The following is a 12,992-nucleotide window of genomic DNA, read 5'->3' on the forward strand; positions in this document are numbered from 1 at the left end:
CCCCCGAAGTGGCTCAAACTCCCGCCAGGGCATCCCGCACGCGACGGATCCAGACGTCGACGCGCTCCGGGGCGAGGTCGGACTTGGTCAGCACGATGACCGTCCAGCCGAGCTCGCGCAGGCGCTCCCGGCGCCGGCGGTCCCGCTCGCGCTGCTCCGGTGTCGTGTGGAACTCCTCGCCGTCGTACTCCACCGCCACCCGGGCGTGGGGATAGGCCAGGTCGAGCCGGTACGTCGGGACGCCGTCGACGTCCACCCAGTGCTGGAGCACCGGGAGCGGGAGTCCGTGGTCGACGATCTCCAGCCGCACCCACGACTCCGCGCGCGACTCGGACCGAGGGTCGCCGAGCGCGACGATCGTGCGCAGCCGGCGCACACCGCGACGACGGAAGTAGCGCGGCAGCATCCGCATCATGTCCTCGACCGTGAAGCCGTAGCTCCGCATCAGCGCGTCCATGGCCGCGAGCCCCTGGCGACGGCTGAGCTTGCAGCCGAGGTCCATCGCGGTCCGGATCGGCGTGGTGACGCGGACCCCGTCGACATCGCACCAGTCGCCGGGCCGCAGGTCGCGCGTGCCACCGGCGCACTCCGGCCGGTCGGTCGGGTCGTGCCCACGCAGGACGTAGGACTCGATCGGCGCGATGACGTCGAGCTCGCGGTAGTCGTGGACCTCGCAGCCGAGGACCCATGCGGCCGTGCGGTCGCAGAGCACCGAGTGGGGTGAGATCACCAGGCGCGCAGCGCGGACCCGCAGGAGCGGGGTGTCGGGCAGGGCGGCGTCGACATAGACGCCACGGAGCACGCGTCGCAGGAGGCGCTGCTGGACCGCGTCGTCGAGCCGGCGGCGGCTGATGCCGGCCGCGCGGGCCTCCTGGCAGGTGAACGGGGACGGCGGGAAGTCAGGCATGAGGGGGACGATCCCGGCCGAGGGCTCAGCTGTCGCTGCGTCGTACCTCGACGGTGGACAGCACGGCCCGTGCCCGCACCTGTGGATGGACTCCGGCCCCACTCACCCGGGACGCACGCCCAACTCGAGGGGGAATGGGGCCCAACTCAACGGTGGGCGAGGTAGAGCAGCTGGGCGCGGACGGAGAGCTCGGCGGCGCCCCAGAGGGACTCGTCGACGTCGGCGTAGACGACCTCGACCACGCGGCGGGGCAGCGACTCGTCCTCGGCCAGGTCGGGCGACAGCGGCACCGCCAGCTCGCGCAGAGCGCGCTCGACCTGGGCCAGACGGTCGCGGCGGTGGGCGAGATAGAAGTCGAGGACACCGAGGGCGTCGTCGAGGACCGGGCCGTGCCCGGGCCACAGCGCGGCGACCTCGCCCGAGGCCGCCACATCTCTCATCCGCGCGATGGAGGAGAAGTACGGGCCGAGCTGGCCGTCGGGGTGGCCGACGACGGTGGTGCCGCGGCCGAGGACCATGTCGCCGGTGAGCAGCGCGTTCTCCGCGGGCAGCACGAACGAGACGGAGTCGGCGGTGTGGCCCGGAGTGGTGAGCACCCGGAGCGACAGCCCGTCCACGGAGATGTCCTCGCCGTCCACCAGCGGATCGGCGTCGACACACAGCGCCGGCGAGAGCGCCCGCACCGCGCACCCCTTGCGGCGGGCGAACTCGACCGCCACCTCCGCGTGGTCGAAGTGGTGGTGAGTGAGCAGCACCAGCCCGACGTCGCCGAGCTCGGCGGTCAGCCGGTCGAGGTGGCCGTCCTCGACCGGCCCGGGGTCGACGACGACCGACGCCGAGGCGCCGGGCTCCTGGAGCACCCACGTGTTGGTCCCGTCGAGCGTCATCGGGCCGGGGTTGGGCGCGAGCAGGCACCGCGCCCGGGTCCCGAACGACCCGCCCGACCAGGACGTCACGCGCTCCTCCGGGCGGCCACGAGCGGCCGCAGCCGGTCGGGCATCGACAGCGTCCAGCCGTCGCCGAGCGGCTCGATCGTGGGCGTGAACATCTCCACCGACCGCGCGGCCGCGACCGCGAGCACCTCCTGCGGCGAGGAGAGCGAGCCGACCTCCATCGAGGTCAGGTACGTCGGAGGCATCAGGGCCAGCTCGCCGGCGTCCGCCTGCTCGACGGCGACCCGCGCCGGGATCCACGCGACCGACGACGACTCGGTCGAGACGTCGCGGGACACCTGGCCGAGCGGCAGCGAGGCCACGAAGAACCAGGTGGAGTACCGCTTCGGCTCGAAGACCGGGGTGAGCCAGGCGTCCCAGACGCCGAGCAGGTCCGAGCGCAGCACCAGGCCGCGCCGGTTCAGGAACTCCGTGAGGGAGAGCTCGCGCGACTCGAGCGCGACCCGGTCGGCCTCCCAGTCGTCGGCCGTGGTGTCCGCGACAGTGGAGGTGTCCGACATGCCGGCGAGCAGCACCCCCGACTCCTCGAACGTCTCCCGCACCGCGGCGCACACGAGCGCCCGCGCGGTCTCCTCGTCACACCCCAGCCGCGCGGCCCACGCGGACGGCGACGGCCCCGCCCACCCGACGGTCGCGTCGAAGTCGCGCGGGTCGACTCCCCCGCCCGGGTAGACGGCCATGCCGCTGGCGAAGTCCATCGAGACCTGGCGTCGCAGGTAGTAGATCTCCGGGCCCGAGGGCGAGGGCCGCATCAGGATCACCGTCGCCGCGTGGCGCGGCTCGACCGGCGCCCGTCGGCCGTCCGCGAACTCGCGCGCGACCTCGACGATCGGGTCCGGCAGCGGGACCGGCGGCGGCGGGACCCTCATGAGGCGAAGCGGACGACGATCTCGACCTCGACCGGCGAGTCCAGCGGGAGCACGGGTACGCCGACGGCGGACCGCGCATGCACGCCGGCGTCGCCGAACGCGGTGCCGAGCAGCTCCGAGGCGCCGTTCGCGATGCCCGGCTGCCCCGTGAAGTCGGGGGTCGACGCGACGAACGCGACCACCTTCACGACCTGCACGACGCGGTCGAGGTCGCCCACCTGCGACTTCACCGCGGCGATCGCGTTGAGCGCGCACTGACGGGCGCACTCGACGGCGTCCTCCGTGCTGACCTCGCCGCCCACCTTGCCGGTGAGCATGAGCTCGCCGTTCCTCATCGGCAGCTGGCCGGAGGTGAACACCAGGTCGCCGGAGACGACGGCGGGCACGTAGACCGCCACCGGCTTCGCGACCTCGGGCACCGCCAGACCGAGGGCCTGCAGGCGCTCCTCGACGGCGCTCGTCCTCGGGGTGGTCACTCGACCGGCCGCTTGAAGTAGCCGACCAGGTTCTCCGGGCTCATGCCGGGCGCGATCTGCACCAGCTCCCACCCGTCCGAGCCGAAGTTGTCGAGGATCTGCTTGGCCGCGTGCGTGAGGATCGGCGCGGTCAGGTACTCCCACTTGGTCATGCCACGCACCCTACTCGCGGCGGACCGGACCTCCACCCGCGGCCGGGCCGGCACCCGAACGGGGTCACCAGAGGCCGAGGTACGGCGCCAGCTGGTTGCGCACCTCGTTGACCGCGACCGCCAGGAAGAGCCCGGCACAGAGGGCGAGCAGGCTGTTGGAGAGCCAGCCGTTGCACCACTCGCCGGGCACGCCGTCGTGGCGCCGGTTGAGCAGGACGAGGAGCGTGATCGCGAGGAAGGGCATGAACAGCGCCCCGAGAACGCCGTAGGCCAGGATCAGCGCCACCGGCTTGTCGAGGAGCAGCAGGAGCATCGGCGGGAAGGTGAGCCACAGCAGGTAGGCGCGGAAGAGCCTCCCGCCGGTGCGGGTCTCCTCGGCGCCGGATGGCAGCCCGCGCAGGTTGCCGACGAAGTCCGCGAACATCAGGCTGACGCCGTTCCACACCCCGATCAGCGAGGACATCGAGGCGGCGAAGAACCCGACGAGGAACACCACGTGGTAGAGCTCGCCGTAGCGGTCCTTCAGCACGCCGGAGACGTCGACCAGGCCCTGGTCGCCCGCCGCCAACGCGATGTTCGCCGAGTAGAGCAGCTCGGCGCCGAGGATCAGCGTCGCGACGACGAAGAGCCCGGTGACGCCGTACGCGACGCTGTTGTCGATCCGCATCACCTTCATGAACCGCGGCGTCGACCCGCCCTTCTCGCGCAGCCAGTAGCCGTACGCCGCCAGGGTGATCGTGCCGCCGACCCCGCCGGCGACGCCGAGGATGTAGAGCATGCTGCCGTCGGGGACGATCGGCCGCAGGCCCAGCACGATCTCCCCCAGGTTCGGGGCCCGGGCCGACGACCCGCCACTTCGCGGGGCGCTCCGGTCTCAGTCGACGAAGGCACAGAACTCGTTCCCCTCCGGGTCGGCCAGCACGGTCCACCGGATGTCGCCGCCGGGCTCGCGCAGCACGGTCGCCCCGTGGTCGACGAGCAGCTGGACGTAGGGCACGTCGACGTCCCAGTGGATGCGGTTCTTCACCGTCTTGCCCTCCGGCACGGGGACGAAGGCGAGGTACTCGAACGGCGCCCCCGGGATCTCCTCGACCCCGTCGCCCTCGGCGTCGACCGTGCCGCCCAGCACCTCGGCCCACCACCGCGCCTGGGCCGGCCCGTCGTGGGCGTCGACGATGATCTCGTAGAGCCGCTCCTCGGGCACCTGCTCGCGCGGGAACGTGCACAGCTCGCCACCCTCCGGGTCGCGCAGCACGTCCCACCGGGGCTGCGCGGGGTCGAGCATCGTCGCGCCCAGCGCCAGCACGTCGTCGGTGCTCGCCACGTGCACGTCGAGGTGCACGCGCTGCTTGACGGTCACCCGCTCCGGTACGGGGTTGATCCACACCGAGTGCCGCGGTGTCGGGCCCGTGAGCAGGCGGAGGTCGCCGCGGCTCTCCACCTGCCGCCCGAGGGCTCCGGCCCAGAACCGGGCCATGACGTCGACGTCGACGGCGACGGCGTCGATGCAGAGGTCCTTCCAGGAAGCGATCACGGACCCATCGTGTCCCAAACCGGTTGACCTCAACCGCGATTGAAGTCCTACCGTCACTCCGTGACCCTCACCGTCCCGCCCGTGGAGCCCCGGCCGCGCATCCTCTCGCCGGCGTACGCCGCCACGACGATCGGCATGTTCGCGCTGGTCGCGTTCTCGGCGTTCGAGGCGACCGCGGTCACCACGGTGATGCCGACGGTGGCCGAGGAGTTCGACGGCGTGAGCCTCTACGCGCTGTCGTTCGCGGCCCCGCTGGCGAGCGGCGTGGTCGGCATGGTGGCGGCCGGCGCGCGCAGCGACCGGCGCGGCCCGGTCGGTCCGCTGCTGGTCTCGATGGTGCTGTTCGCGGTGGGCCTGGTGGTCTGCGGCCTGGCGCCGTCGATGGAGGTGCTGGTCGCCGGCCGCGTGCTCCAGGGCCTGGGCGGCGGCGCGATGACCGTGTGCCTGTACGTCGTGGTGGGTCTCTGCTTCCCGGCGGTGCTCCAGCCCGCGGTGTTCGCGAGCTTCGCCGCCGCATGGGTGCTGCCGTCGCTCTTCGGCCCTGCCCTCGCGGCGTTCGTCGCGCACGCGGTGGGCTGGCGCTGGGTGTTCCTCGGCGTGGTCGCGCTGGTGGCGGCGGCGGGGTTCCTCATCGCCCCGGCGCTGCGAGGCATCGCGCCGCGCGACGGCGAGCAGCCGACGCCGTGGGCCCGGCTGCTGTGGGCCCTCGTGGCCGCGATCGCCGTGCTCGCCCTCGAGCTGCTCGGCTCCCGCGAGGGCGCGATCGCGCTCCTCGCCGTCGTGGCGTTCGCCCTGGTCCTGGTCTCGCTGCACCGGCTGCTGCCGGCCGGCAGCCTCGCCGGCCGGCGCGGGCTGCCCGCGGTCGTCGCGACCCGCGGCCTGCTGAGCGCGTCGTTCTTCTGCGCCGAGGCCTACATCGTCTTCGTCCTCCAGGAGCGGTGGGGCCTCACCCCCGGCACCGCGGGTCTGGCGCTGACCGCGGTCGGGCTCAGCTGGGCCGCGGCCAGCCAGGCCCAGTCCCGCCTCGGCCAGCGGATCAGCCACGCGACCGCGATGACCGTCGGCAGCGCGCTGGTCGCGGCCGGCGCGCTCGCGCTCGCCGTCGTCGTGGTCACCGACCTCCACCCGCTGCTCGCCGCCGCCAGCTACGTCCTCGGCGGCGCCGGCATGGGCTTCGGCTACCCCCGCACCAGCGTCGCGATGCTGGCCGTCTCCACCGACGACGACCGCGGCTTCAACTCCTCCGCGCTGTCGGTCGCCGACTCACTCGGCGGCGCGATCGCGCTGTCGGCCTCGGGCGTGGCGTTCGCGGTCGCGGTCCGGGCGGACGCCGACGCGTTCCTCGCGGTGTTCGTGCTGGCGCTGGTGCTCGGTGCGCTGTCCGTGGTCACCGCGCGGCGGACGACCTGAGGGCTCCCGCGGGCCGGGGCCGCCGAGGCGGACGCCGTCCCGATGCGTGCAGTGCCGCGGCCGGGCGGTCGGTCACCTGCGGTCGGTCACCGGCGGTCGGACACCGGCGGTCGGTCACCGGGCCGCGAGCCAGACGTCGAGGGTGACGGTGCCCCGCGGACCGCCGTCCTGCGGCAGCAGGCCGCCCGAACGCATCGCCCGGCCGGCGGCGCCGGGGACGCGCACCGGGACGACGCGGCGGCCCCGCGCGACCCGGCGCGCCACGTCGACCAGGTCGTGCACCTCGGGACCGGCCAGGTCGGGCACCCGGCCCGACGGGCCCCGCTCCGTGAGGCCGACCAGCGCCTCCGCGACCTCGCGGGCGGCGATCGTCTGAATCCGCATCCGCGGCACCAGCGAGAACGGCCCGACCCGCACGAAGCCCAGCGCCTGCTCGGCGAACTCGTGGAACTGCGTCGCCCGCAGCACGCTCCACGGCACCTCGCCCTCGGCCAGCAGCCGCTCCTGGAGCCGCTTGCCGGCGTGGTAGCCGGTGTCGACCTCGTCGATGCCGACGATCGACAGCGCGACGACGTGCGCCGCGCCGGCGGCCTGCAGGCGCCGGGTGACGCTGCCGAAGAACGCCTCGGCGGCGGCGCGCTTCTGGGTCGCGACGCTGGTGACGTCGACGACCGCGTCGACGCCGGTCAGCCGCTCGGCCAGCCCGGCGCCGGTCGTCAGGTCGACGCCCTCCGACCGGGACAGCACGACGGCGTCGTGGCCGCGCTCGCGGGCGACCTCGACGACGTGACGGCCGACGACGCCGGTGCCGCCGGCCACGGCGATCCTCATGGGCTCAGCATGGTGCATGCCCCGTTGACGACAGAACGTCCCGGGTGACATCGCTGGCCTGTTCGTCGGTCCACCTCGCACAGCGCCCAAACGGCGCAATTGCGTCGCAAGGGCAGCCGGCACGGCGGCTGCGTCGCTCCTTCGGCGCAATTGCGCCGTTCGGGGCACCGGGATCAACGGGCCCGGCGTTGCCACGCCGGGAAGTAGTCGCGCCAGGTGTCGTTGATCGGCGGGACGTGGGCGACCCCGCGCTCGAGCAGGACCCGCCGCACCCGGAGCAGCGTCTCCTCCGGCTTCCGATAGATGCCCTCGGCGGTCACGACCAGGATCCGGTAGTGCTCGTCGTCGAGCTCTTCGCGCCGGTGGAGGTCGCGCCGCCACTGCCGGACGTCCTCGGCGTGCTGGCGGCCGTCGTACTCGACGATCACCCTGCCGGCCCGGTAGTAGAGGTCGAAGCGGCGCCGCAGCGCACCGCTCTCGTCGTGGAGCTGCACGTTCGTCGTCGGCTCGGGCAGACCAGCGAGGACGATCAGCATCCGGAGGATGGTCTCGGCCGGGGAGTCGACGCCGACCCTGACGAAGGCGGCCCCGACGGCGGCAGCACCAGCGTGCTGGTCACCGCTACGTCGGCACAGCTTCACGAGCTTCTCCGGGGTGATGCCGAACTCGCGGACGATCGCGTCGCCGAGGACCACGAGATCGACCAGCGACAGGTAGGCCGCGAGCTGGATGAACATCGTGACCGGCTCGACGACCGCGACGCCGCGGACCCGGCGGATCCGCTTGAGGCGGATGGTCACGTGGGACTTGAGCCCGTCGCGCCGGCGTCGGTCCTTCGCCCGGAACACCAGCACGTGCTCAAAGGGGTGCTCCGGGACGGGGAGCCGGTAGACACGGGCCGCACTGAAGTGGCTGGCCACCGCTCCCTCGGGATGGAGCAGGAGCGCCGCCCGTATCCGCGTCAGCTCGTCCATGTCGTCGACATGGACCCAGGCGGACCGGAACACCTGCTGGTACTCGCGTCTCCTCAGCAGCGACCGGTCGTGACCGGACTCGACGAACTGGGCTGTCGTGAACGGCCCACCGGTCGTCACCGGCCGGGGTCGGGCTGAGGGGTGCATGCGTCGACCTTGCCCCGTGAGCCGAGCGGGCGCGGGCGTCATCCACAGGCTCTCGGCGAGGGAGCCAACCGGCCATCGCCCAAACGACGCAATTGCGCCGCAAGTGCAGCCTGAACCGCGCCTGAGTCGTCCTTCCGGCGCAATTGCGCCGAAAGGGCGCCCGCTGCCCCGCTCCCCCTCCGCCGCGCGCCCATCAGCGCCTCAGCGCCTCAGCCCCTCAGACCAGCGGCGGCTCGGTCTTCTCGCGGACCTCGTCCTCGGCGACGCCCGGCGCCAGCTCCACGAGCCTCAGGCCTCCCCCTTCTGACGCGGGGGTCACGTCGATGACGGCGAGGTCGGTGATGATCCGCTGGACGACGCCCCTGCCGGTGTAGGGCAGCGAGCACTCCTCGACGATCTTGTACGAGCCGTCCTTGGCGACGTGCTCCATCAGCACGATCACCGACTTGGCGCCGTGGACCAGGTCCATCGCGCCGCCCATGCCCTTGACCATCTTCCCGGGGATCATCCAGTTCGCGATGTCACCGTCCTTCGACACCTGCATCGCGCCGAGGATCGCGGCATCGATCTTGCCGCCGCGGATCATCCCGAACGACGTGGCCGAGTCGAAGAAGCTCGCGCCGCGGCGCAGCGTCACGGTCTCCTTGCCGGCGTTGATCAGGTCGGGGTCCTCGTCGCCGTCGAGCGGGTAGGCGCCCACGCCCAGGATCCCGTTCTCGGACTGGAGCACGAGCTCGACGTCGTCGGCGACGTAGTTCGGCACCAGCGTCGGCAGCCCGATGCCCAGGTTCACGTACGAGCCGTCGGTCAGCTCGGCGGCCGCCCGCGCGGCCATCTCCTCGCGCGTCCAGCTCATCGCTGCGCCTCCTTCGGACGGACCGTCCTCTTCTCGATCCGCTTGTCCGCGGCCTGCTCCGGGGTCAGGGGTACGACGCGGCGCACGAACACGCCGGGGGTGTGGATCTGGTTCGGGTCCAGCTCCCCGGGCTCGACGAGCTCCTCGACCTCGGCGATCGTGACCCGCCCGGCCATCGCGGCCAGCGGGTTGAAGTTCCGTGCGGCGTCCCGGTAGACGAGGTTGCCGTGACGGTCGCCCTTCCAGGCCCGCACCAGCCCGAAGTCCGCCACGATCGCGTGCTCGAGCACGAACTCCTTCGGACCCTCCGCGGTCTCGAAGACCTGCGTCTGCTTCGCCGGGGACGACACCACGACGTTCCCCGAGTCGTCGTACCTCCACGGCAGGCCGCCCTCGGCCACCTGGGTCCCGACACCGGTCGCGGTGAAGAACGCCGGGATGCCCGACCCGCCGGCGCGCAGCCGCTCGGCCAGCGTCCCCTGCGGGGTCAGCTCGACCTCGAGCTCACCGGAGAGGTACTGCCGGGCGAACTCCTTGTTCTCCCCCACGTAGGACGACACCATCCGCCGGATCCGCTTCTCCGCCAGCAGCCGGCCCAGGCCCCAGTCGTCCACGCCGCAGTTGTTCGACACCGCCTCCAGGTCCGTCGTCCCGGCCCGCAGCAGCGCGTCGATGAGCACCGAGGGGATCCCACACAGCCCGAACCCCCCGACGGACAGCGTCGCGCCGTCCGCAATGTCCGCCACGGCGTCTGCGGCCGAGCTCACCACCTTGTCCATGACCCGATCCAATCCCGCCGCCCAGGAGCGGTCAACGTCCGACCGGTGGATCGACGCCGATCAGTCACCCAGTGAGAGCCAGACTCCGCTAGCGTTCACCGAGTGGACACTCCCGCTGACGTGGTCGGGCGCGCCGTCGCCGTGCTGCGAGCGGTGTCGGTGCAGGAGCCGGCCGGGGCGACCACCTCCGAGGTCGCGCGCCGCAGCGGTCTGGCCCGGCCGACCGCGCACCGACTGCTGACCTCCCTGCTGGCCGAGGGCGTGGTGGACCGCGACGCGGCCGGCCGCTGGCTGCTCGGCCCCGAGCTCTACCTGCTCGGGAGCACCGCCGCCTCGCGCTACGACGTCACCGCGCTCGCCCAGCCTGTGGTCCGGCGCCTCTCGGTGGCCACCGGCGAGAGCGCCTTCTACTCCGCCCGTCGGGGCGAGGAGACCGTCTGCCTGCTGCGCGAGGACGGCAGCTTCCCGATCCGGTCGCACGTGCTCCACGAGGGCATCCGCTTCCCGCTCGGCGTCGCGTCGGCCGGCCTGGCCGTCCTCGCCTACCTCACCGACGGCGAGATCGACGACTACCTCGCGCGGACCGACCTGACGGCGGCGTACGGCGACCGGCATGGTGCCGACGCGGTGCGCGAGCGGGTCGCGGCGACGCGAGCCCACGGCTACGCGCTCAACCCCGGGCTCATCGTCGAGGGCAGCTGGGGCATGGGGGCGGTCGTCTTCGACGCCGCCGAGGTCCCGTGCGGGGCGCTGAGCCTGACCGGGATCGAGCACCGGTTCTCCGCCGACCGGCGCGTCGAGCTCGGCCCGCTGCTGCTGCGGGCCGCCCACGAGTTGTCCACCTCACTGCGGCGGCGCTGAATCCCCACCTACGCTGTCGACATGACGGAGCCGGACTGGTCGGGCGTGCGCCTGCACGTCGTCACGGGCAAGGGGGGCACCGGCAAGTCGACGGTGGCCGCCGCGCTCGCGCTGGGCCTGGCCTCCCAGGGCAAGCAGGTGCTGCTCTGCGAGGCCGAGGGTCGGCAGGGCATCGCCCGGATGTTCGACGTCGACCCGCTGCCCTACGCGGAGCGGCGGATCGCCACCGGCCTGCGCCACGACGGCCGCGCCCCCGGCGTCGTGCACGCCCTCCACATCGACGCCGAGTCGGCGCTGCTCGAGTACCTCGCCATGTACTACAAGCTCGGCCGTGCGGGCCGGGCGCTCGACCGCTTCGGCGTGATCGAGTTCGCGACGACGATCGCCCCCGGCACCCGCGACGTGCTGCTCACCGGCAAGGTGTTCGAGGCGGTGCAGCGGAACAGCCGCAACAAGGGCGCGACCCGGTACGACGCCGTGGTGCTCGACGCGCCTCCGACCGGGCGGATCGCGCAGTTCCTCAACGTCAGCGGCGAGCTGGCGGGACTGGCGAAGGTCGGCCCGATCAAGAGCCAGGCCGACACGATGATGACGCTCTTCCGCTCGCCGCGGACGGCGGTGCACCTGGTGACGGTGCTCGAGGAGATGCCGGTGCAGGAGACCGCCGACGGCATCGCCGAGCTGCGCCGCGCGCGGCTGCCGGTCGGCGCGGTCGTCGTCAACCAGGTCCGCCCACGCGACATCGCCCCCGCCGACCTGGAGGCCGCGCTCGCCGGCACCCTGGACACCGAGCGGGTCGCCGCCGACCTGGCGGAGGCCGGTGTCGAGGTCGGACCCGACCTGGTCGACGGGCTGATCGCCGAGGCCCGCGACCACGCCGAGCGGCGGGCGCTCGAGGACGCGCAGCGCGAGGTCGTCGCCGGCCTCGGCGTCCCCGTCTACGAGCTGCCGCGGCTGGCCGGCGGCGTCGACCTCGGCGGCCTGTACGAGCTCGCCGCGGACCTCGAGAAGGAGGGCCTGTCGTGACCTCCCGGCCCCGCGTCGGCCCGCTCGCCAGCGGGCCCGGTCCCGCCCCCGTGCTCGACGTCGACGAGCTCCTCGACGACCGGCGCACCGGCATCATCGTCTGCTGCGGGTCGGGCGGCGTCGGCAAGACCACGACGTCCGCGGCCCTCGCCCTTCGCGCCGCGGAGCGCGGCCGCAAGGTCGTCGTGCTCACCATCGACCCGGCGCGCCGGCTCGCCCAATCGATGGGCATCGCGAGGCTCGACAACACCCCGCGGCCGGTCGCGGGACTGCGCACCAACGCCAAGGGCAACCGCAAGGGCGGCAGCCTCGACGCGATGATGCTCGACATGAAGCGCACCTTCGACGAGGTGGTGGAGAGCCAGGCCACCCCGGAGAAGGCGAAGCAGATCCTGGAGAACCCCTTCTACATCGCGCTGTCGAGCTCGTTCGCGGGCACGCAGGAGTACATGGCCATGGAGAAGCTCGGCCAACTCCACCGTGAGCACGTCCTGGGGGACGGCAGCTACGACCTGATCGTGGTCGACACCCCGCCGTCGCGCTCCGCCCTGGACTTCCTGGACGCGCCCGAGCGGCTGTCGAGCTTCCTCGACGGGCGGTTCATCCGGCTGCTGCTCGCCCCGGCCAAGGGGCCGGCCAAGCTGATGACCGCCGGGCTCAGCGTGGTGACCAACGCCCTCAACCGGGTGCTCGGCGCGCAGGTGCTGCGGGACATGCAGACGTTCGTCGCCGCCTTCGACACGCTCTTCGGCGGCTTCCGCCAGCGGGCGCAGCAGACCTTCGAGCTGCTCCAGGCCGACGGCACGGCGTTCCTCGTGGTCGCGGCGCCGGAGCCGGACGCGCTGCGCGAGGCGGCGTACTTCGTCGAGCGGCTCGGGGAGGACGCGATGCCGCTCGCCGGGCTGGTGGTCAACCGGGCGAACCCCGAGCCTCGCGGCACACTGTCCGCCGACGAGGCGATGGCGGCGTCGCAGCGGCTGCGCAAGCGCGAGCCCGGCTCGCTCACCGCCGGCCTGCTCCGCCTGCACGCCGACCGGTCCCGCGTGGTCGAGCGCGAGGCGCTGCTGCGCGCACGCTTCGCGGCGGCGCACCCGCAGGTGCCCACCGCCGTCGTCCCGGCGCTGCCGGGCGACGTCCACGACCTCACCGGCCTGCGCCGGGTCGGTCAGCTGCTGTCGGGCAGCTAGTGCCCTGAGTCAGTAATTCGGCCGCAGTAG

Annotated in this window: 15 protein-coding genes; 4 read left to right on the plus strand and 11 right to left on the minus strand. The window is 73.1% G+C overall.

Translation table 11 applies throughout. The annotated features are described in order from the left end of the window. Positions 1-13: 13 nt before the first annotated feature. The 7 genes from ACYQ0U_RS13200 to ACYQ0U_RS13230 all read right to left on the minus strand — a co-directional run bounded on the left by ACYQ0U_RS13200 (position 14) and on the right by ACYQ0U_RS13230 (position 4,891). Positions 14-907, minus strand: coding sequence for a type IV toxin-antitoxin system AbiEi family antitoxin (locus ACYQ0U_RS13200; RefSeq protein WP_459973567.1), 894 nt, complete (start codon positions 905-907; stop codon positions 14-16). A gap of 146 nt (positions 908-1,053) precedes the next feature. Continuing rightward, on the minus strand, positions 1,054-1,863 hold the full coding sequence (locus ACYQ0U_RS13205; RefSeq protein WP_459973569.1) for an MBL fold metallo-hydrolase: 810 nt from the start codon (positions 1,861-1,863) through the stop codon (positions 1,054-1,056). Next, positions 1,860-2,729: an NUDIX hydrolase gene (locus ACYQ0U_RS13210; protein WP_459973571.1), complete on the minus strand. Its 870-nt coding sequence runs from the start codon at positions 2,727-2,729 to the stop codon at positions 1,860-1,862. Before ACYQ0U_RS13210 ends, ACYQ0U_RS13205 begins: the two co-directional genes overlap by 4 nt. Continuing rightward, entirely contained in the window at positions 2,726-3,205 is a 480-nt protein-coding gene (locus tag ACYQ0U_RS13215; RefSeq protein ID WP_459973573.1) for a RidA family protein, read from the minus strand. Before ACYQ0U_RS13215 ends, ACYQ0U_RS13210 begins: the two co-directional genes overlap by 4 nt. Then, complete coding sequence (gene sp36 / locus ACYQ0U_RS13220; protein WP_459973575.1) at positions 3,202-3,357, minus strand: Sp36 family protein; 156 nt, start codon at positions 3,355-3,357, stop codon at positions 3,202-3,204. The genes ACYQ0U_RS13215 and sp36 overlap by 4 nt, the downstream gene beginning before the upstream one ends. Positions 3,358-3,421: 64 nt before the next feature. Next, positions 3,422-4,183, minus strand: coding sequence for an Nramp family divalent metal transporter (locus ACYQ0U_RS13225; RefSeq protein WP_459973600.1), 762 nt, complete (start codon positions 4,181-4,183; stop codon positions 3,422-3,424). Positions 4,184-4,231: 48 nt separating this feature from the next. Further along, positions 4,232-4,891 (minus strand): VOC family protein, encoded by a 660-nt coding sequence (locus ACYQ0U_RS13230; protein ID WP_459973577.1) that lies wholly within the window; start codon positions 4,889-4,891, stop codon positions 4,232-4,234. 60 nt (positions 4,892-4,951) lie between these two features. Here ACYQ0U_RS13230 and ACYQ0U_RS13235 point away from each other — a divergent pair, with 60 nt between their 5' ends. Beyond that, complete coding sequence (locus ACYQ0U_RS13235; RefSeq protein ID WP_459973579.1) at positions 4,952-6,301, plus strand: MFS transporter; 1,350 nt, start codon at positions 4,952-4,954, stop codon at positions 6,299-6,301. Positions 6,302-6,415: 114 nt separating this feature from the next. On the opposite strand, the gene ACYQ0U_RS13240 is transcribed toward ACYQ0U_RS13235, so the two are convergent. The 4 genes from ACYQ0U_RS13240 to ACYQ0U_RS13255 form a co-directional block, all read right to left on the minus strand. Further along, positions 6,416-7,132 carry an SDR family oxidoreductase gene (locus ACYQ0U_RS13240; protein WP_459973581.1) on the minus strand — a complete coding sequence of 239 codons (717 nt, stop codon included), beginning with the start codon at positions 7,130-7,132 and terminating at the stop codon, positions 6,416-6,418. 173 nt (positions 7,133-7,305) lie between these two features. After that, entirely contained in the window at positions 7,306-8,253 is a 948-nt protein-coding gene (locus ACYQ0U_RS13245; RefSeq protein WP_459973583.1) for a DUF559 domain-containing protein, read from the minus strand. A 217-nt stretch (positions 8,254-8,470) separates the two neighbouring features. After that, entirely contained in the window at positions 8,471-9,109 is a 639-nt protein-coding gene (locus ACYQ0U_RS13250; RefSeq protein ID WP_459973585.1) for a 3-oxoacid CoA-transferase subunit B, read from the minus strand. Then, positions 9,106-9,888, minus strand: a complete 783-nt coding sequence (locus tag ACYQ0U_RS13255; protein ID WP_459973587.1) for a CoA transferase subunit A — start codon at positions 9,886-9,888, stop codon at positions 9,106-9,108. Before ACYQ0U_RS13255 ends, ACYQ0U_RS13250 begins: the two co-directional genes overlap by 4 nt. A 102-nt stretch (positions 9,889-9,990) precedes the next feature. On the opposite strand from ACYQ0U_RS13255, the gene ACYQ0U_RS13260 reads away from it, so the two are divergent. The 3 genes from ACYQ0U_RS13260 to bagB are packed head-to-tail and all read left to right on the plus strand — an operon-like array spanning position 9,991 to position 12,962. Then, the gene (locus ACYQ0U_RS13260; RefSeq protein ID WP_459973589.1) at positions 9,991-10,749 is read left to right on the plus strand and encodes an IclR family transcriptional regulator; all 759 of its coding nucleotides are present in this window, start codon (positions 9,991-9,993) and stop codon (positions 10,747-10,749) included. 21 nt (positions 10,750-10,770) lie between these two features. Further along, positions 10,771-11,775, plus strand: a complete 1,005-nt coding sequence (bagA, locus tag ACYQ0U_RS13265) for an ATPase BagA (RefSeq protein ID WP_459973592.1) — start codon at positions 10,771-10,773, stop codon at positions 11,773-11,775. Further along, positions 11,772-12,962 carry an ArsA family ATPase gene (bagB, locus tag ACYQ0U_RS13270; RefSeq protein ID WP_459973594.1) on the plus strand — a complete coding sequence of 397 codons (1,191 nt, stop codon included), beginning with the start codon at positions 11,772-11,774 and terminating at the stop codon, positions 12,960-12,962. The genes bagA and bagB overlap by 4 nt, the downstream gene beginning before the upstream one ends. Positions 12,963-12,992: the final 30 nt, after the last annotated feature.

Source organism: Nocardioides pyridinolyticus (genome assembly GCF_054653575.1).

Excerpts from the sequence above, each read along its gene's own strand:
- ACYQ0U_RS13240 (WP_459973581.1), bottom strand. The coding sequence starts at position 7,132 with ATGAGGATCGCCGTGGCCGGCGGCACCGGCGTCGTCGGCCGTCACGTC.
- ACYQ0U_RS13200 (WP_459973567.1), bottom strand. The coding sequence starts at position 907 with ATGCCTGACTTCCCGCCGTCCCCGTTCACCTGCCAGGAGGCCCGCGCG.
- ACYQ0U_RS13250 (WP_459973585.1), bottom strand. The coding sequence starts at position 9,109 with ATGAGCTGGACGCGCGAGGAGATGGCCGCGCGGGCGGCCGCCGAGCTG.
- ACYQ0U_RS13255 (WP_459973587.1), bottom strand. The coding sequence starts at position 9,888 with ATGGACAAGGTGGTGAGCTCGGCCGCAGACGCCGTGGCGGACATTGCG.
- bagA (WP_459973592.1), top strand. The coding sequence starts at position 10,771 with ATGACGGAGCCGGACTGGTCGGGCGTGCGCCTGCACGTCGTCACGGGC.
- ACYQ0U_RS13245 (WP_459973583.1), bottom strand. The coding sequence starts at position 8,253 with ATGCACCCCTCAGCCCGACCCCGGCCGGTGACGACCGGTGGGCCGTTC.
- ACYQ0U_RS13210 (WP_459973571.1), bottom strand. The coding sequence starts at position 2,729 with ATGAGGGTCCCGCCGCCGCCGGTCCCGCTGCCGGACCCGATCGTCGAG.
- sp36 (WP_459973575.1), bottom strand. The coding sequence starts at position 3,357 with ATGACCAAGTGGGAGTACCTGACCGCGCCGATCCTCACGCACGCGGCC.